Origin of the sequence: Mesorhizobium sp. M2A.F.Ca.ET.046.03.2.1 (assembly GCF_003952425.1) — a bacterium.
In the GTDB taxonomy this organism is placed as follows: domain Bacteria; phylum Pseudomonadota; class Alphaproteobacteria; order Rhizobiales; family Rhizobiaceae; genus Mesorhizobium.
Map to the genome: position 1 here is coordinate 727,878 of NZ_CP034449.1, position 16,688 is coordinate 744,565.

The window sequence follows — 16,688 nt, forward strand, 5'->3', positions numbered from 1 at the left end:
CTATGGCGCTCAGGCCTGCTTGTCACGGGGGGCAGCGGCGCGCGCGAGCCGGTCGTTGATCGCCTCGCCCAGCCCCTCGAAAGGGATCGGCTCGACGGCGATGGTGGCGGCGCCGCTGCGGTCGAGCGCCTGCATGGCGGCAAAAAGGTTGCTGGCCGCCTCGCGCAGGTCGCCGGCCTCGGAGAGATTGCGCATAGCAGCCGCATTCTGCCAGCCCTCGGCGCGGTTGCGGCCGAAGGCAAGCAATGCTTCGCCCCTCACGATCTGTTGAACATTGAGCCGCATCGCCGCACCCGGCGCGTAATGCGAGGCAAGCATGCCCGGCGCCTCGATGCCGGTAGCGCCGCGCACCAGTTTCGCGCCGGCGGCGGCCTCGATCTCCTCGGCGCCGATGCCGCCCGGCCTGAGCAGCCGCAATTTGCCGTCCTCGACCTTGAGGATGGTCGATTCCAGTCCGACGGGCGTCGCGCCTCCATCCACGACCAGCTTGATCCTGTCGCCGAGATCGGCGGCGACCGCCTGCGCCGTCGTGCCGGAAATCCTGCCTGAGGAATTGGCGCTGGGGGCGGCAAGCGGCCGGCCGAGCCGCGCGATCAGCTCGCCGCCGAACCCGCGCGGCATGCGCAGCGCGATCGTATCCAGCCCCGCGGTGACCAGCGGATGGATGCCATTGTCCGCGCGCTGCGGCAGCACCAGCGTCAGCGGGCCGGGCCAGAAGGCTTGCGCGAGTTTTGCCGAGAGCGGGTCGAAGCCGGCAATGTGGTCCGCCATCGCGCGATCGGCGACATGGGCGATCAGCGGGTTGAAGCGCGGCCGGCCCTTCGCCTCGAAAATGCGCGCCACGGCAACGCCGTTGGTGGCATCGCCAGCCAGGCCGTAAACCGTCTCGGTCGGGATGGCGACGACGTCGCCGGCTTTAAGCAACGCCAAAGCCCGCTCAAGCGCCTCGCCAACCGCCAATATCTCAGCCAAATTTGCCACCAGTCTCAAACATGCCGGTCCCGTAATACGACGGCTTCCATCGGGCAAGGGCGGGCATTGGCGATTTATCAATCCCTAAAATGTTAAGTTTCCGCGCAAGCCCGCTTCAATTTGCCGGCCTTAAGGTGCGGACCGGTGGTTACCGGCTGGGGAGTTTTTGTAATGCGTTTGCTCGGAGCGTTCGGCATCGGCCTTTTGGCAATGAACGGCGCGGCGCAGGCGTCGTCGATCGTCGTAGTCGGACCCTCGACGTCGACGCCTTCGGTGGTCAGGCTGGACGCGATCGATCCGGCCAAGCTGTCGGCGCTCTCCGCGCCATCGATGATTGCGCTGGGCGATCCCGTGCCCGCCGTCACCGACGAAAAGGTCGCGGCTATTCCCGAAAAGTCCGGGCATCAGCCGGCGCCGATGATCATCCGCGGCGGCATTGTCGGCGGCGCCTTCGCAACGCCCGCGGCGGCGAAGCCCACGGCACCGGCAACCACAACCGCGGCCGCGCCGGCAAACGGCACTTCGCCGGCAACGCCTGCCAACGGCACCGCCTCCGCTTCGAAGGGCAACGACAAGGCCGGCAGCCAGCCCACCGCGACAGCCAATGCGTCGGGCGGCGCGCAGCCGAAAAATGCCCAGCCGCTGCCGCGCGTCGGCAAGGCGATGTAGATCACACTCAATACCGCTTCAATGTGCTAACCGCTTGGCTCGATCCCCGTCATCGGGATCGGGCACGATGGCGCTGACGTTTCAAAAAGGGGGATTTCATGACCGTTTCGAAAGCAATGGCCGTTGCCGGACTGGTGGTGGCGGCGACACTGGTGACGGGTTCGGCGCGAGCCGACGACATGCTCGGCTCTTACGTCGCGCGGATTTCCGATCGCGATCACCGCGCCAGCGACGGCTATCCGCTGAGCAGCGCGGCGCAGATGGTGCGGCAGGACCGCGCCAATTGGCACAAGTTCCATCGGCGCGACAGCGATGACCAGGGCGATCCCTGGTTCCGCAGCGACGGCTCGCGCGCCGACCTGCAGCGCATGCTGGAACGCGGCGGCGCCATGGGCAGCGCGACAAGGCGCGCCATCGTCAATGGCGAGCCGCTGATCGAGGTGGATGTCTTTTCCGACAGCGTGCGCGTCAGCATCGTGGAAGATTGAGGCGTCAATCTTCCTGATCGACGGGGCGATTCTCCCTGGAAGGCTGATCCGGCTAGCCTGACGAAAAGGGGCGACGCGAAACGCGCCGCCCTTCATTCTTCAAACGACTGCAGACGGCTCAGGCCGCTTCTTCCTTATCGTCGTCTTCGTCGTCGCCGTCTTCATCCTCGCGGTCTTCCTCATCGTACTCGGACAGGTCCGTGGCTTCGACCGCCGCGGCGGCAGCATGGTCGAGGATGTCGTCGGAAGCGGGTTCGACGGCCTCGGCGGCGGCCGGGGTCTCTTCAATCAGGTCGATATCGTCAACGGAATTCATGGCATGCCTCCGTGTTTGGGGAACGTCTTTTGTCTGATGCATGTCGTTGTCCCGGAACCGCTGCGCAGTTCCGGGCGACATGCATCGGTTCTCCCACGCGGAGGTCATCGCCGTATGACTGTAAGCCGGCTCCGGGGTACTAATTTTCGAGCGCAAAATTGTTGAAGCCTACCCGCATCCTAGCGGATGCGGGTAGGTCCAAATGTGCGACGTTTCGAGCCGTCAGCCGACGATTTTTGAAAAATCCGCGACCTGGTCGGTGGCGGCGCGGATGCGGGCAAGCAGCGCCAGGCGGTTGGCGCGCACGGCCTGGTCCTCATCATTCACGAGAACGCCTTCAAAAAATGAATCAACCGGTTCGCGCAACACGCTAAGCGCCAGCATGGCGGCGGAAAAATCTTCGTTTTGAATCGCTTGGCCGGCTTCCTTCTCGGCCTGATTCACCGCGGCATAGAGCTTCTTTTCCGCGTCTTCGCGGAACAGAGCCGGCTCAACGGTCTCGGCGACCAGCGTTTTCTTCTTCTCTTCGGCGGCCAGGATGTTGGCGGCGCGCTTGGTGCCGGCGAGCAGGTTCTTGCCCTCGTCGGTGTCGAGCAAGGAGCCCAGCGCCTCGACGCGACGCACGATCTGAAGGAGATCGTCGTTCGGCGATTGGCCGATCTCCCCCCTTGTGGGGGAGATGCCCGGCAGGGCAGAGGGGGGCGCGACAGAATGTGAGGCCGGCGGGACAGCGCCCCCCTCTGTCGGCTTCGCCGACATCGCCCCCACAAGGGGAGAGATTGGGCGCGAACCCGCTGACAGCACGGCATCGATCAAGTCATGGCGTGCACCGCTTTCACGCAGATAGACCTTCAGGCGATCGTGGAAGAAGGCGAGGAGATCGGACGACTGATCTGTGCCGCCTTTGAAGTTCGCGAAGGCCTTGGCGAAGAGGGACGTCAACGCCAGACGGATACGGTTCTCTATAAGGATCCTGACCACGCCAAGTGCTGCTCGGCGCAGAGCGAACGGATCCTTGCTGCCCGTAGGCTTTTCATCGATCGCCCAGAAGCCGGTCAGCGTATCGAGCTTGTCGGCAAGCGCGACGGCAACCGACACCGGATCGGTCGGCACGCGGTCGGAAGGACCCTGCGGCTTGTAGTGTTCCTCGGCGGCCGCGGCTACGGATGCATCCTCGCCCTGCAGAAGCGCGTATTTGCGACCCATGGCCCCTTGCAGTTCGGGGAACTCGCCTACCACCTCGGTCTGCAGATCGGCCTTGGCGAGCACGGCCGCGCGGGCGACCAAAGCGCTATCAGCGCCGACGATCGGGGCCAGTTCTTGCGCGAGCCGCCTGATGCGCTCAACGCGCTGCCCCTGCGTGCCGAGCTTGGCATGGAAGGTCACGTTGAGGTGGTCGAGCCGCGCCATGCGCTGGTCGAGCGGCTTCTTCAGATCCAGGCCGAACTTCGCCGCCGATTCCGCGAGCTGGTCGAGGTCCGGCAGGCCGCTCTGGTCGGTCTTCCAGAAATAGAGCGCGTCGGACAGGCGCGCCCGCACCACCTTGCCGTTGCCATAGGCGATCTCCTTGCCGCCATCGTTCGCCTCGATGTTGGCGACCAGGATGAAGCGGTTCGAGAGATCCTCGCCGGCGCCCTGCGGCCGGGTGACGAAGCATTTCTGGTTGGCGCGAATGGTGAGGCGGATGACTTCGCCCGGAATGGCGAGGAAATCCCGCTCGAATTCGCCCATCAGCACGACCGGCCATTCGACCAGACCGGAGACTTCCTCCAGCAGGCCCTCGTCCTCGACCAGGTCGAGGCCATTGGCGAAGGCGAGATTGCGGGCGTCGTGAAGGATGATCTCCTTGCGCCGGTCGGCATCGAGCACGACCTTGGCCGCTTCGAGCTTCGCCACATAGTCGTCGAAGCGGCGCACCGTGATCGGGCCCGGCGCATGGAAGCGATGGCCATAGGTGACGTTGCCGGCGCGGATGCCATCGATCTCGAAATCGACCACGACCGGCTCCTCTGTCTCCGGACCGAAGGTGCAGACGATCGACTGCAGCGGGCGCACCCAGCGCAGCGAGCCGGGTTTTGCCGAGGCCGGCCCCCAGCGCATCGATTTCGGCCAGGGGAAGCTCTTGATGATGCCCGGCACCAGCTCGGCGATGATCTCTTCGGCCGCCCTGCCCGGCTTCGAGATGTGGGCGACGTAGAAGTCGCCCTTCTTCGGATCGGAATGGACATGCGCCTCGGCGATCGACGACAGGCCGGCCTTGCGCAGAAAACCCTGCACCGCCTGCTCGGGCGCGGTGGTCGAGGGACCCTTGATCTCCTCGCGAATGTCCTTGGAGCGCGCCGTCAGGCCACGGATGTCGAGCGCCAGCCGGCGCGGCGTCCAATATTCGCACGCCGCCTCATAGGTGAGACCCGCCTCGACCAGACCGTCGGTCAGCATCTTCCTGAGGTCGCCGGCAGCCTTGCGCTGCATGCGGGCGGGAATCTCTTCCGAGCGAAGTTCTAGCAGTAGGTCAGGCATGATTAGGCTCCCACCCTCCCCTTGATGGGGAGGGCCGGCGCGTCAGCGCCGTCACGAATGGGCGGGAAATAGCAACTCGGCCGGCCGCTGTCACCCCGCTAGGAGATCGCCTCTTCAAGCGATTTCACGGAATTTTTCAGCCAACTGTCGGGACGGCTCAGGGTCGGTCATCCTTGGAGCAAACCTTCCCATGAACCGAACGCGGCGCTGAAGCGACAAACGCTCAGGCAGAGACCTATTGGCTGAACGACGATGAAGACGGCATCGAGAACCCTGCAGATCCTGGCGCTCAGCGCCTGCTTCGCCGCGCAGATGCATGGCGTGATCACGATGCCGGGGGTCAGGCAGGCCATGCGCACGATCGATGGCGCAACGGCGCAGGTCGTGTTGCCGGTCGGCGCCGCCGCCGAGACCGTGAAAGCCGTACCGGCTTAGAGCAAGCCGCCGTTTCACTGAAACTGCGAATTCGCTCTATCTTGTTTTGACGCAATTCCGGACGGAAAACCGCTACGCACTTTTCCTGGAATTGCTCTAAGCCGCTGCCAGCCCGCCAGCCCGCGTCTTCAGGAACGCCTCGCCGCACGCCTTGGCCAGATTGCGCACGCGCAGGATGTAGCTTTGCCGCTCGGTGACCGAGATCACGCCGCGCGCGTCGAGCAGGTTGAAGACATGGCTTGCCTTGATGCACTGGTCGTAGGCCGGAAAGACCATCCGGTGCATCGGAAGATTGTCGCTCGGCTTGGGCGTGCCGGCATCGAGCAGCGCCTTACACTCGGCCTCGGCGTCCTCGAAATGCCTCAGCAGCATCGCGGTGTTGGCGAATTCGAAATTGTGGCGCGAATATTCCTGCTCGGCCTGCAGGAAGACATCGCCGTAAGTGACCTTCTCGGCGCCTTCGCGGCCGTTGAAATTCAGGTCATAGACATTGTCGACGCCCTGCACATACATGGCGAGCCGCTCCAGGCCGTAGGTCAGTTCGCCCGCCACCGGCGCGCATTCGATGCCGCAGACCTGCTGGAAATAGGTGAACTGGGAGACTTCCATGCCGTCGCACCAGCATTCCCAGCCGAGCCCCCAGGCGCCAAGCGTGGGGCTTTCCCAATCGTCCTCGACGAAGCGGATGTCGTGCAGCAGCGGATCGACGCCGATCGCTTCCAGCGAGCCGAGATAAAGCTCCTGCAGGTTCGGCGGATTGGGCTTCAGGATCACCTGGTACTGGTAATAATGCTGCAGACGGTTCGGGTTCTCGCCGTAGCGGCCGTCCTTCGGCCGGCGCGAGGGCTGCACGTAAGCGGCGTTCCAGCGCAGCGGACCAAGCGCGCGCAAGGTGGTCGCCGGATGGAAGGTGCCGGCGCCGACTTCCATGTCGTAGGGCTGCAGGATGAGGCAACCATAGTCCGCCCAGTAATTGTGCAAGGTCAGGATCAGCCCCTGGAAGGAGCGGCTGGGATGCATATGGGCAGGGATCTCGATGGTCACGGCGGCCTCGGAAAGCGCAGGATGACGCTTCCCTAGTTGCCGGGCCGCCGAGCGTCAAGGCAGCGGCCCACATCCGGCAAGGCGGAAGCTTTGCGGCAGGCTGGCCCATTGCTGTCGAGCGGCGGCCGCGGTTTGCTCCGTTCCACGTCAACGACAGAGGTTTCGCCATGTCTGGTCAACTTGCCGTCCGCCCCGTCACAAGGCAGGATTACGAGCAATGGCTGCCGCTCTGGGACGGCTACAACGCGTTCTACGGACGCTCCGGCCCGACGGCGCTTGCCGGCGAGATCACGCAGATGACCTGGTCGCGCTTCTTTGACGCCTATGAGCCGGTGCATGCGCTGGTGGCCGAGCGCGAAGGCAGTCTGCTCGGCCTAGTCCACTATCTCTATCACCGCTCCACGACGTCGATCGCGCCGAGCTGCTATCTGCAGGATCTCTTCACCACGCAGGCCGCGCGCGGCCAGGGCGTCGGCAGGGCGCTGATCGAAGACGTCTACGAACGCGCCCGTGAAGCGGGCGCGAACCGCGTCTACTGGCTGACGCATGAGACGAACCACGCGGCGATGCAGCTCTACGACAAGGTCGCCGAGAAGTCCGGGTTCGTGGTGTACAGAAAGATGTTCTGAAAATGCCGCGGGGCCCCGAAGGGCCCCGCCAGAAATCAATAGCACACCGCTCAGCCCTTCGGCGCGGGCGTCGGATCCGGCTTCACCTTCGGGGTTTCCTGCGCGGTGTTGGATTCGATCGGCGGCAGGCCCTTGAGCAGCTTCTGCTGCAGGGTGGCGAGCACATCCGGGTCCGGCTTCAGGTCGCGCGCCTGGGTCCACTGATAGGTGGCCTCGAGCTTGCGGCCGACACGCCAGTAAGCGTCGCCGAGATGGTCGTTGAGGACGGGATCTTCCGGCTTCAGCGAGACGGCGCGCTCCATCTCGCGCACGGCGTCGTCGAAGCGGCCCATGCGGAAATAGGCCCAGCCCAGCGAATCGACGATGTAGCCGTCGTTCGGCCGCAGATCCACGGCCTTCTGGATCATCGCCAGGCCCTCCTTGAGGTTCATGTTCATATCGACCCAGGAATAACCGAGATAGTTCATGACCTGCGGCTGGTCGGGCTGCAGCTCCAGCGCCTTGCGGAAATTGGGTTCGGCCTTCGGCCATTCCTTCAGCCGCTCATAGGCGATGCCGCGCTGGTAGAAGATGTTCCAGTTGGCGGCGGTCGGCGACTTCAGCTGCTCGACGGCCTTGTCGTAGAGATTGGCGGCCGAACGGAAATCTTCCTTCGAGCCATAGACGCCGCCGAGCGCCAGATAGGCGCGCATGTCGTCCGGGTGCTTGTCGAGATAGGCCTTGAGGTGGGAAATCGCCTCGTCATGCTTGTCGAGATCGGCAAGGTTGAGGCCGATCTGCAGGTCGGAGAGCTCTTTCAGCGGCGAGGATTCCGGAATGCGGCGGTAGAGCGCGACCGCGCCCTCGCCATCTTTCAGCTGCTCGGCAACGGCGGCAAGCTGCACAAGGGCCGCGTCGCTGTCCGGCTTCAGCGCCAGCGCGTATTGCAGGTAAAGCCGCACGAAAGGCTCGCCGCCGCCGCGGTTGAGCGCGGTGGCAAGGTCGAGCAGGATTTCGGACGCGCCGTCGGCCGGGCGGGCGACCAGCGGCTCGATCTTGTCGCCCTTGGCGATGCGGTCGCGCAGCGTGGTGATCTCGAGCTTGCCCGGGGCGAAGGCTTCCGCCTGGTTCAACACCGCCTCGGCCTTCGACTTGTCGCCCTTGCGGGCGAGGAAGGAGGCATAAGCCTGGGCATTGCGCATCCAGGTTTCGGGCGCGGAGCCACCGGCCGCGGTGTCGGCCAAGGTGGCGGCGTAGATCGCATCGGCCTTGTCGCTGAGGCCGGCGGCATCGGCGATCAGCGCACGGTGGAACGACTTGAACAGGCCGAACCAATCGGGGCCTTTCAGCTTGTCGATGGCATCCATGGCCTCGGACGCGTTGCCGGCGCCCTGCTTGGCCCAGCCGTCCATGACGCCGGAAAGCAGCCGGTCGAGGTCGGATTCGAGCGACAGCTTCAGCCAGTACTGCGCCTTGGCGTAGTCCTTCTTGTGGAAGGAATCGATGGCCAGCGCCAAGCGCGAGAAGCGCTCGACATCGGGCACTTCCTTCAGCTTGTCGGCATAGACCAGCGATTCCTCAAAGCGGCCCTGCGAGACCAGCGCCAGCATCAGGCTCTGCTGCAGGTCCTTGTCATCAGGGGCAAAGGCCAGCGCCTGCTTGTAATAGGCGATCGCGTCGTCGAGGTCGTTGTCGCTTTCGGCGATATGGGCCGCAAGATAGGCGCCCGAGAAAGACGTGATCTGCAGCGGTTGGGCTTCTTCCTTGGCCTGGACCGGCAGCACCCAGAGCGCCACTCCGGTCAAAAATGCCAGCCTCGTCAGCCAGCGCGCACGTCCTTGCCGCATCGTATCCCTTTCAGCCAGACGCGATCCCGCCCTTGGCGGACCGCCCACAGACTCGATCTTTTCCGGCCAAAGCATGGCCTTTTTGGGGTCGGGCTTCAATCGCCGAGCGAATCACAATGCAATCATCCGGCTTAAAAAACGATGCCAGTCAGCGAAAATATGCGGATCGGCGGCCGAATTTTGACATAAGCGGGCTAAAGGCGCGTTCCGTAAAAGCCGCTCGCCGCGACCGCGCCGCACAGCTCGAACCACTCGCAGCCCGGGCACGCCTTGCGCGTCAGGCCGGAAGAAAAGGCCTCGCGCATGCGCGCGAGGGTAGAGGGATCGAGCTCGAGCCAAGCGCCGGCCGGGAGCGGCCGGCCGAGAAGACCGGCGACATCGCGAGCCGCGACGTCATCGCGCCCGGCAGCGCTTTCGCCCAGGCAGTGCGGCTCGCTCTCACTCAGCAGCGGGGCGCAGATGTCGTCAGGGCCGGAAACGATCAAGATATCCTCGCCGCCGGCCAGGCGCTTCACTACAACGTCGTAGTTGGCGGTGAAGGCCGGCGAGTAGCCCTTGCCGACATAGGTCAGCAGGCAAAGCAGATGATGGGCACGCAGCCTGACGGTCATCTGGTGTCGGGTTCGGTCATCCGCCCGGCGGCTTACCGAGGATCGGCCGGCCGGTTGCCCGAAAACAGCTTCAGCGTCGCGGCACCCAGCGCCGACTTGAGCAGGCCGCCGACGATGAAGGGCAGGAAGCCGAAGGTGATCGCCTTCTCGGCGCCGATCATGACGGCAAGCCACACGGTGCCCAGAACCAGGCAAAGCAGGTTGCCGATGAGCATGGCGGCGAAGGCAAGCATGACGCGGTTGCCGTTCCAGCCGCGCTCGGCCAGCCAGCCGACGACGGCGCCGACGACCGGGAAGGCGAAGAGGTAGCCGCCGGTCGGACCGACGAAATGCTGCACGCCGGCGGCGCCGCCCGCCAGAACCGGAAAGCCGGCCGCGCCTTCAACCAACCAGGCGGCGATGGTCAGCGCGCCGAAGCGCCAGCCGTAGAGCGCGCCGACCAGCGTGACGGCGAAGGTCTGCATGGTCACCGGAACCGGCACCATCGGCACCTCGATGTAGGAGGACAGCGCCAAGAACAGCGAGCCGATGATCACGGCGCCGATCTGCCAGGCGAGCGAACGGCTGTGCAGCTTGAGCGGGCTGAAGGACGGCTTGTCGATCGAAACGGTTGCGTTGGTCACGGTGTCTTCCCTGGTTGGTATGAAATTATAGATAATTTTGCGACTTCATCTATTATCGAATCCATATTTTGAAACGGATAGCAAGCCTGCAGGTTCGTCATCCACGGGCGGAGCGGGAGCGAAGCGGACGCGGAGACCCGAGGATCCATGCCGTGACGCATGGGCGTCGGGACGATGCAAAACGGCGCTATGTTCTGCACCGCCTCTATTTTTCGGCGAAGGTAACGGCATGGATTCCAGGGTCTGCGCGCGTCGCTTCGCTCCTTGCTCCGCCCTGGAATGACGAAGTTGAGAGGCCTCGGCTAATTGCCAATCGCCCGTCACTACCCCACGATGGCGAAGGCGTCGCGGGTGCGGCCGGAGGCGGTCTTGACCGGCTTCTGGCCGATCCATTGCACGTGGCGGCCGAGCGTGGCGGCGGCCGATTCGGTGTTGCCTTGCCGCAGCGCGCTGAGAATCGCCCGGTGGTCCTGGTCGGTGCGGGTTTCCCACTCCGAGCGCCAGGCGGCGAACAGGAAGCGCGCGCTCGCCGCGTGCAGGTCGTCGATGGTGGAGAGCAGGCGCGGCATGTTGCAGGGCGCCAGGATAAGCCGGTGGAAGGTGCGGTTGGCCTCTTCCCAGGAGCGGACGTCGCGGGATTTGTCGCCAGCCTTGGTCGCTTCCTCGGCCTGGTCGAGGATCGACGCCGTCAGATGCGGCGCGGCATGTCGCAGCGCCAGCACTTCCAGCGCCGCGCGCATCTCGGCCACCTCCCTTACCTCACCGAGATCGAAGGAGGCGACGCGCACGCCGCGCCTGGGCTCGCTGATCGCCAGGCCTTGCGCCTCCAGGCGGCGAAAGGCCTCGCGCACCGGGACGTGGCTGGTTTTGAATTCCTCGGCGACATGGTCCTGGCGCAGCCGCGAGCCGGGCTCGATCGCGCCCGAAATGATGCGGTCCGCCAGTTCCTTGCTGATGCGGACGGCGATCGTGTCTTCTGTGCTGGCCATATTTATAGATAATTTGCCGGGCCGCTCTTTGTCGAGACGGCCAAAGCGGGATTCACAGGCGCCCTGCCCGGCGAATGCCAGCCAAGTCCCAGGAAGACAGACAGGCTCAGTTGACGCGGCTGATGCAGAAATCGATGACGTCGAGCAGCGCCGACTTCTGCGGCGTCGCTTCCAGCGGCGCCAGCGCGTCGCGGGCGATCTCGCCGAAATGGCGGGCGCGGCTGATCGTGTCGGCGATGGCGCCGTGGCGGGCCATCAGGCCGATCGCCTTTTCGAGCCCGGCATCGTCGGTGACGTTTTCCTCGATGGCGCGCTTCCAGAAGCTGCGCTCGGCCTTGGTGCCGCGCCGGTAGGCGAGGATCACCGGCAGCGTCACCTTGCCCTCGCGGAAATCGTCGCCGACATTCTTGCCGAGATCCGTGCTCGACCCGCCATAATCCAGCGCGTCGTCGATGAGCTGGAAGGCAAGGCCGAGATTCATGCCGTAGGAGCGCAATGCGGCGCGGTCGGTGCGCGAGGCCTGGGCGATCACCGGCCCGACTTCGGCGGCGGCCGAGAACAGCGCCGCGGTCTTGGCCTTGATGACGGCGAAATGCTCGTCCTCGGTGGTGTCGAGGTTCTTGGCGGCGGCAAGCTGCATCACCTCGCCCTCGGCGATGATGGAGGCGGCGGTCGACAGGATGTCCAACGCTTCCAGCGAGCCGACCTCGACCATCATGCGGAAGGCCTGGCCGAGCAGGAAATCGCCGACCAGAACGCTCGCCTGGTTGCCCCAGATCATGCGCGCCGTCTTCTTGCCGCGGCGCAAGGCGCTCTCGTCGACCACGTCGTCATGCAGAAGCGTCGCCGTGTGCATGAATTCGACCGCGGTGGCGAGCTTGACATGGCCTTCGCCCGAATAGCCGAACATCTGCGCGGCGGCGAGCGTCAGCATGGGCCTGAGCCGCTTGCCGCCGGAAGAGATCAGGTGGTTGGCGATCTCCGGGATCATCTCGACGTCGGAGCCGGCCTTGGACAGGATCAGTTCGTTGACGCGTCCCATGTCGGCGGCCGTCAGATCGATCAGATCCTTGATGGAAGCGGGTTCCCGCTTTCCTTCGATGTTGAGAACGACACCCACCACGACAACTCCCGTCTACATTGACGCGCACGAGCAGCGCGCACCCACGGCACCCTTTGATCCCGCGCCGACTCTAGGGCGGCACAACCGGACACGGCAAGAGGCGAATTGGCGCGCTCTGCCGACGCTGTGTTTACCCGCACGTTTACATGAACGCCGCAACCTGCGATTTTCGTTCCATGATCGAGCTTGTCCGCACCAATGACGCCGTCGTGATCTCCTTTGTCGAATCGCTGATGCGCGACGCCGGCATCGCCTGTTTCGTCGCCGACCTGAATATGAGCGTGCTGGAAGGGTCCATCGGCCTTTTGCAGAAGCGTGTCATGGTCGACGCCGACAAGGCCGACGTGGCGCGCCGCATCCTCAAGGATGCCGGCATCGAAAACGAGATCCGCCAAAAATAATGGCAGCGACAACCGCCCCAGATACGCCGGCGCATACGGTCGATGCCTTCCATCGCGGACGCTTCTGGCTGGTGCAGCCTAGCCAGGGCGGTCATCGAGCCGGCATGGACGCCATGATGCTGGCGGCCGCCGTGCCGTCCCGCTTTTCCGGCCGGCTCGCCGATTTCGGCGCCGGGGCTGGTGCTGCCGCGCTTGCCGTGCTGTCGCGGTGTCCGTCGGCGCAGGCCGTGCTCGTCGAGCGCTCCGCCGAAATGGCGGGGTTCGCCGCCGCCACGCTCTCGCATCCCGGCAATGCGCATCTCGGCAACCGCGCCTCGGTGCTGACGGCCGACGTGACGCTGACCGGCCGGGCGCGGGCCGAGGCCGGGCTTCCCGAAAATTCCTTCGACTTCGTCATCATGAACCCGCCTTTCAACGCCGCCGAGGATCGCTCGACGCCAGACGCGCTGCGCCGGCAGGCGCATGTGGGCGAGGATGGGCTGTTCGAAAGCTGGATCAGGAGCGCCGCCGCCGTCGCCAGGCCGCGCGGCGGGCTGGCCGTCATCGCCCGGCCCGAGCAGCTCGTTGCCATCCTCGATGCAATCGAAGGGCGCTTCGGCGACGCCGAATTGCTCTGCGTGCATCCGCGTCCGGACGCGGCGGCGATCCGCATCGTCGTCAGGGCGGTGCTCGGGGCGCGCGGGAAACTGTCGATCCGCCCGCCGCTCGCCTTGCACGGACCATCCGGCAACGCGCCGACGGAGCGGACGGAAATGATCAACAACGGCCTGGCATCGCTGTTCGGCGATTGATCCTGGGCCGGCGATCCGGCATTGCCGTTGGCCGGCGAATGCCTACATGGCAGGCAAGGTGACATCGCGCCCGAAAGACATTACCGACTTGCCTGATCTCACCCTGCTCCTTTGCATCTTGTCCGGAGACACCCGTTCGTGAAACGCCTTTTCAACCGCCTGCTGCCGAAATCCTGGCGCTCGACAGTCGTCACCATTCCGGTCATCCGGCTGCAAGGCACCATCATGGCCGGCGGCGGCCAGTTCCGGCCGAGCCTGTCGCTCGCCTCGACGGCCGGCCTCATCGAAAAGGCGTTCGGCTTCGACGCGCCGGCGGTCGCCATCTCGATCAACTCGCCGGGCGGCTCGCCGGTGCAGTCGCGGCTGATCTTCAAGCGCATCCGCGACCTGGCGGCGGAGAAGAACAAAAAGGTGCTGGTCTTCGTCGAGGATGTCGCGGCTTCCGGAGGCTACATGATCGCGGTCGCCGGCGACGAGATCTTCGCCGATCCGTCCTCGATCGTCGGCTCGATCGGCGTGGTCTCGGCCTCGTTCGGCTTCCCCGAGCTGATGAAGAAGATCGGCGTCGAGCGGCGCGTCCACACCGCCGGCCAGAACAAGGCCGTGCTCGATCCGTTCAAGCCCGAGAAGAAGGAGGACGTGGAGCGGCTGAAGGCGTTGCAGCTCGAAGTGCACGAGACCTTCATCGACCTCGTCAAGGAGCGGCGCGGCAGCAAGCTGAAAGACGACCCTGACCTGTTCACCGGCCTGTTCTGGACCGCCAAGCGCGGCCTCGAGCTCGGCCTTGTCGATGCGCTGGGCGACATGCGCAGCGTGCTCAAGACCCGTTTCGGCGACAAGACGCAGCTCAAACTGATCAGCGCGCCGCGCGGGCTGTTCGGCCGTTTCGGCCTGTTCGGCTCGCGCTTCTCGGCGCCCGATATCGCCGCTGCCGCCGCAAACGGCGTCCTCGATGCGGCGGAAGAACGCGCGCTGTGGGCGCGCTTCGGGCTTTGAAAAAGCCATGATTGCGTCTAGCATGCCCGCTTGACCGACCCATCGGCCGGCCTTGCCGCGACAACGCGGGAGGAGTTTGGATATGCCGCAGATCATTTTCTTCGCTGTTGTCGGCGCCGCCGCCTATTTCGGCTACCGCGCTTTCGTGCGCGAGGCCGAGCGCGTGACAGCCAAGATCCGGCGCACCGAAAAACAGGCGGCGAACGGCACGATGGGCACGCTGGTCAAGGATCCCAAGACCGGCGAATATCGTCTCGCCAAGGACTGATCCCATCTCGCCAGCAGCCGACATCCTGGAGCCCGGCACAGAGGTCCGGACATGGCTTGCGCCGGCCAAGATCAACCTGGCGCTGCATGTCACAGGAAGGCGCGACGACGGCTATCATCTCATCGAGAGCCTTGCCGTGTTCACACGCTTCGGCGACCGGCTGGAAATCGAGCCGGCGGAGCAGGACGAATTCTCGGTGTTCGGCCGATATGCCGCCGGCCTGCCGCTCGACGACGGCAATCTGGTGGTGAAGGCGCGCGATGCCTTGCGCCGGGAAGCCGGCGTGCAGCGCACGCCGCCGGTCGCCATCCGGCTGGAGAAGAACCTGCCGGTCGCCTCGGGCGTCGGCGGCGGCTCCAGCGACGCGGCAGCCGCGCTCAACGGCCTGGCGCGGCTCTGGAAGCTCGATATCGACGAGATTTCGCTGGCGCGGATCGGGCTTTCGCTCGGAGCCGACCTGCCGATGTGCCTGAAGTCGAAGCCGCTGGTCGCGCGCGGCATCGGTGATGAAGTGTCGCCGCTCTCCGCGTTTCCGGCGCTTGGCCTCGTCCTGGTCAATCCGGGCGTCGCTGTCTCAACACCGGACGTGTTCAAGGCGCTCTCTCGTCGCGACAATGACGCGCTGCCGCCGCTGCCAAGGCGCCTCGACTTCCACGCCATCCGTAACTGGCTGGAAACGACCCGCAACGATCTCGAAGGCGCCGCTCAAGCCATTCAGCCCGCGATCGGCGAGGCGCTCAAGGCGCTCAAGCGCGCCGACGCCGCCTTCGCGCGCATGTCCGGCTCGGGCGCCACCTGCTTCGGCCTGTTCGAGACCGGCAATGTGGCCAAGCGTGCGGCGATCGAGATCCGCGCGCGTCATCCCGACTGGTTCGTGGCCGCCACGCGCAGCATGGAGGTGAGCGATGGCGAAGCTTGACGAGAGCCGACCCTTCATTCCGGTGCGCATCGCGGTGCTGACGGTATCCGACACGCGCAGCCTTGCCGACGATAAATCCGGCCAGACGCTGGCCGACCGCATCGCGGAAGCCGGCCATGCGCTTGCCGCGCGCGACATCGTCACCGACGACCGCGAAAAGATCCGCGACAAGGTCCTCGGCTGGTCGAAGGACGACAGCATCGATGTCGTCATCACCACCGGCGGCACCGGTTTCACCGGCCGCGACGTGACGCCGGAGGCGCTGGAGCCGATCTTCGAAAAGCGCATGGACGGCTTTTCGGAAGTTTTCCACCGCATCTCCTACGACAAGATCGGCACCTCGACGATCCAGAGCCGGGCGACCGGCGGCGTCGTCAACGCCACCTTCGTCTTCGTGCTGCCGGGCTCGCCCGGCGCCTGCAAGGACGCTTGGGACGGCATCATCAAGGCGCAGCTCGACTACCGTCACATGCCCTGCAACTTCGTCGAGATCATGCCGCGGCTGGACGAGCATCTCAGGCGGGGCGGCAAGCCCACTTAGTAAGGGGCGCAGGCGTCACTTCGGCGGCGCCACCCAGATTTCGGCGTTCAACCGCCTGGTCGCGAGACCCCGAGCCAGGGCCTCCGCACCGCGAGCGCTCTTTGCCAGAGCCGAGGCCTGGCGCTTGCTGATGACGAGACCCTCTGCCAGCGCCCGATTGCCCGAAAAAACACGCGCCAGGAAAGGCGCGCGGTCGGCCCGAGCGCGTGAAAAGCGTGCCGGCATCGTTTGCTTTGCCGTATGCGCGACAACCTCGTCGATCCAGCCTTCGGCCAGCCGGGCGCCGGGCTCCACAAGCAGCAGCCAATCGCCCTTTGCCTGGCTGATACCGGCGCCGAGCCCACCGCTCACATAATGGCAGCCGGCATGTTCGGCGACCCGATGCGTCTGGTCGGTCGAGCCTTGATCGCAGACGATGACGTCGCGCACGACGCCTTCGACCGCGCCGCCGACCAGCGAGGCGAGCGTGCGGGCAAGTCCCTCTTCGTCGTTGCGGGTTTCGATGAGAACGCTGAGCATGCCTAGCC

At 65.3% G+C, this 16,688-nt stretch carries 20 protein-coding genes; 10 read left to right on the forward strand and 10 right to left on the reverse strand.

Translation table 11 applies throughout. The features are described from left to right. Positions 1-9: 9 nt before the first annotated feature. Positions 10-972 (reverse strand): L-threonylcarbamoyladenylate synthase, encoded by a 963-nt coding sequence (locus tag EJ072_RS03590; RefSeq protein ID WP_126078598.1) that lies wholly within the window; start codon positions 970-972, stop codon positions 10-12. A 171-nt stretch (positions 973-1,143) separates the two neighbouring features. Between EJ072_RS03590 and EJ072_RS03595 the strand changes: the two genes are divergently transcribed. Both EJ072_RS03595 and EJ072_RS03600 read left to right on the forward strand, forming a co-directional pair. Beyond that, the gene (locus EJ072_RS03595; RefSeq protein WP_126078599.1) at positions 1,144-1,641 is read left to right on the forward strand and encodes a hypothetical protein; all 498 of its coding nucleotides are present in this window, start codon (positions 1,144-1,146) and stop codon (positions 1,639-1,641) included. 98 nt (positions 1,642-1,739) lie between these two features. Beyond that, on the forward strand, positions 1,740-2,129 hold the full coding sequence (locus EJ072_RS03600) for a hypothetical protein (protein ID WP_126078600.1): 390 nt from the start codon (positions 1,740-1,742) through the stop codon (positions 2,127-2,129). Between the two features lie 118 nt (positions 2,130-2,247). Here the strand turns inward: EJ072_RS03600 and EJ072_RS03605 are convergent, their stop codons facing one another. After that, the gene (locus EJ072_RS03605; RefSeq protein ID WP_245467172.1) at positions 2,248-2,526 is read right to left on the reverse strand and encodes a hypothetical protein; all 279 of its coding nucleotides are present in this window, start codon (positions 2,524-2,526) and stop codon (positions 2,248-2,250) included. Between the two features lie 141 nt (positions 2,527-2,667). After that, positions 2,668-4,965 carry a glycine--tRNA ligase subunit beta gene (gene glyS / locus EJ072_RS03610; protein WP_126078601.1) on the reverse strand — a complete coding sequence of 766 codons (2,298 nt, stop codon included), beginning with the start codon at positions 4,963-4,965 and terminating at the stop codon, positions 2,668-2,670. A gap of 252 nt (positions 4,966-5,217) precedes the next feature. Here glyS and EJ072_RS03615 point away from each other — a divergent pair, with 252 nt between their 5' ends. Continuing rightward, positions 5,218-5,400: a hypothetical protein gene (locus tag EJ072_RS03615; RefSeq protein ID WP_126078602.1), complete on the forward strand. Its 183-nt coding sequence runs from the start codon at positions 5,218-5,220 to the stop codon at positions 5,398-5,400. Between the two features lie 96 nt (positions 5,401-5,496). On the opposite strand, the gene EJ072_RS03620 is transcribed toward EJ072_RS03615, so the two are convergent. Further along, complete coding sequence (locus tag EJ072_RS03620; RefSeq protein ID WP_189341644.1) at positions 5,497-6,420, reverse strand: glycine--tRNA ligase subunit alpha; 924 nt, start codon at positions 6,418-6,420, stop codon at positions 5,497-5,499. 191 nt (positions 6,421-6,611) lie between these two features. Between EJ072_RS03620 and EJ072_RS03625 the strand changes: the two genes are divergently transcribed. Next, complete coding sequence (locus EJ072_RS03625) at positions 6,612-7,073, forward strand: GNAT family N-acetyltransferase (protein WP_126078603.1); 462 nt, start codon at positions 6,612-6,614, stop codon at positions 7,071-7,073. A gap of 50 nt (positions 7,074-7,123) precedes the next feature. On the opposite strand, the gene EJ072_RS03630 is transcribed toward EJ072_RS03625, so the two are convergent. The 5 genes from EJ072_RS03630 to EJ072_RS03650 form a co-directional block, all read right to left on the reverse strand. Beyond that, on the reverse strand, positions 7,124-8,899 hold the full coding sequence (locus EJ072_RS03630; protein WP_126078604.1) for a tetratricopeptide repeat protein: 1,776 nt from the start codon (positions 8,897-8,899) through the stop codon (positions 7,124-7,126). Between the two features lie 194 nt (positions 8,900-9,093). Beyond that, positions 9,094-9,510, reverse strand: coding sequence for a DUF1284 domain-containing protein (locus EJ072_RS03635; protein ID WP_126078605.1), 417 nt, complete (start codon positions 9,508-9,510; stop codon positions 9,094-9,096). Between the two features lie 32 nt (positions 9,511-9,542). Then, complete coding sequence (locus tag EJ072_RS03640; RefSeq protein WP_126078606.1) at positions 9,543-10,133, reverse strand: biotin transporter BioY; 591 nt, start codon at positions 10,131-10,133, stop codon at positions 9,543-9,545. 323 nt (positions 10,134-10,456) lie between these two features. Then, positions 10,457-11,122 (reverse strand): GntR family transcriptional regulator, encoded by a 666-nt coding sequence (locus EJ072_RS03645; RefSeq protein WP_126062266.1) that lies wholly within the window; start codon positions 11,120-11,122, stop codon positions 10,457-10,459. A gap of 106 nt (positions 11,123-11,228) precedes the next feature. Beyond that, the gene (locus EJ072_RS03650) at positions 11,229-12,242 is read right to left on the reverse strand and encodes a polyprenyl synthetase family protein (protein ID WP_126083489.1); all 1,014 of its coding nucleotides are present in this window, start codon (positions 12,240-12,242) and stop codon (positions 11,229-11,231) included. A gap of 179 nt (positions 12,243-12,421) precedes the next feature. On the opposite strand from EJ072_RS03650, the gene EJ072_RS03655 reads away from it, so the two are divergent. The 6 genes from EJ072_RS03655 (at position 12,422) to moaB (ending at position 16,161) form a co-directional block, all read left to right on the forward strand. Then, positions 12,422-12,646, forward strand: a complete 225-nt coding sequence (locus tag EJ072_RS03655; RefSeq protein ID WP_126078607.1) for a DUF2007 domain-containing protein — start codon at positions 12,422-12,424, stop codon at positions 12,644-12,646. Further along, positions 12,646-13,437 (forward strand): methyltransferase, encoded by a 792-nt coding sequence (locus EJ072_RS03660; RefSeq protein WP_126078608.1) that lies wholly within the window; start codon positions 12,646-12,648, stop codon positions 13,435-13,437. The genes EJ072_RS03655 and EJ072_RS03660 overlap by 1 nt, the downstream gene beginning before the upstream one ends. Positions 13,438-13,575: 138 nt before the next feature. After that, positions 13,576-14,433, forward strand: coding sequence for a S49 family peptidase (locus tag EJ072_RS03665; protein WP_042641437.1), 858 nt, complete (start codon positions 13,576-13,578; stop codon positions 14,431-14,433). An 82-nt stretch (positions 14,434-14,515) separates the two neighbouring features. Then, entirely contained in the window at positions 14,516-14,701 is a 186-nt protein-coding gene (locus tag EJ072_RS03670) for a membrane protein (RefSeq protein ID WP_027164591.1), read from the forward strand. A gap of 25 nt (positions 14,702-14,726) precedes the next feature. After that, positions 14,727-15,620, forward strand: a complete 894-nt coding sequence (locus tag EJ072_RS03675) for a 4-(cytidine 5'-diphospho)-2-C-methyl-D-erythritol kinase (RefSeq protein WP_126078609.1) — start codon at positions 14,727-14,729, stop codon at positions 15,618-15,620. Continuing rightward, positions 15,607-16,161 (forward strand): molybdenum cofactor biosynthesis protein B, encoded by a 555-nt coding sequence (moaB, locus tag EJ072_RS03680; RefSeq protein ID WP_126078610.1) that lies wholly within the window; start codon positions 15,607-15,609, stop codon positions 16,159-16,161. Before EJ072_RS03675 ends, moaB begins: the two co-directional genes overlap by 14 nt. A gap of 15 nt (positions 16,162-16,176) precedes the next feature. On the opposite strand, the gene EJ072_RS03685 is transcribed toward moaB, so the two are convergent. Then, complete coding sequence (locus EJ072_RS03685) at positions 16,177-16,680, reverse strand: glycosyltransferase (protein WP_126078611.1); 504 nt, start codon at positions 16,678-16,680, stop codon at positions 16,177-16,179. Positions 16,681-16,688: the final 8 nt, after the last annotated feature.

Coding starts and splice junctions, on each gene's coding strand:
- EJ072_RS03600 (WP_126078600.1), top strand. CDS start 1,740: ATGACCGTTTCGAAAGCAATGGCCGTTGCCGGACTGGTGGTGGCGGCG.
- glyS (WP_126078601.1), bottom strand. CDS start 4,965: ATGCCTGACCTACTGCTAGAACTTCGCTCGGAAGAGATTCCCGCCCGC.
- EJ072_RS03595 (WP_126078599.1), top strand. CDS start 1,144: ATGCGTTTGCTCGGAGCGTTCGGCATCGGCCTTTTGGCAATGAACGGC.
- EJ072_RS03625 (WP_126078603.1), top strand. CDS start 6,612: ATGTCTGGTCAACTTGCCGTCCGCCCCGTCACAAGGCAGGATTACGAG.
- EJ072_RS03620 (WP_189341644.1), bottom strand. CDS start 6,420: ATGCATCCCAGCCGCTCCTTCCAGGGGCTGATCCTGACCTTGCACAAT.
- EJ072_RS03615 (WP_126078602.1), top strand. CDS start 5,218: ATGAAGACGGCATCGAGAACCCTGCAGATCCTGGCGCTCAGCGCCTGC.
- EJ072_RS03635 (WP_126078605.1), bottom strand. CDS start 9,510: ATGACCGTCAGGCTGCGTGCCCATCATCTGCTTTGCCTGCTGACCTAT.
- EJ072_RS03660 (WP_126078608.1), top strand. CDS start 12,646: ATGGCAGCGACAACCGCCCCAGATACGCCGGCGCATACGGTCGATGCC.
- EJ072_RS03605 (WP_245467172.1), bottom strand. CDS start 2,526: ATGTCGCCCGGAACTGCGCAGCGGTTCCGGGACAACGACATGCATCAG.
- EJ072_RS03685 (WP_126078611.1), bottom strand. CDS start 16,680: ATGCTCAGCGTTCTCATCGAAACCCGCAACGACGAAGAGGGACTTGCC.
- EJ072_RS03630 (WP_126078604.1), bottom strand. CDS start 8,899: ATGCGGCAAGGACGTGCGCGCTGGCTGACGAGGCTGGCATTTTTGACC.
- moaB (WP_126078610.1), top strand. CDS start 15,607: ATGGCGAAGCTTGACGAGAGCCGACCCTTCATTCCGGTGCGCATCGCG.
- EJ072_RS03670 (WP_027164591.1), top strand. CDS start 14,516: ATGCCGCAGATCATTTTCTTCGCTGTTGTCGGCGCCGCCGCCTATTTC.
- EJ072_RS03645 (WP_126062266.1), bottom strand. CDS start 11,122: ATGGCCAGCACAGAAGACACGATCGCCGTCCGCATCAGCAAGGAACTG.
- EJ072_RS03655 (WP_126078607.1), top strand. CDS start 12,422: ATGATCGAGCTTGTCCGCACCAATGACGCCGTCGTGATCTCCTTTGTC.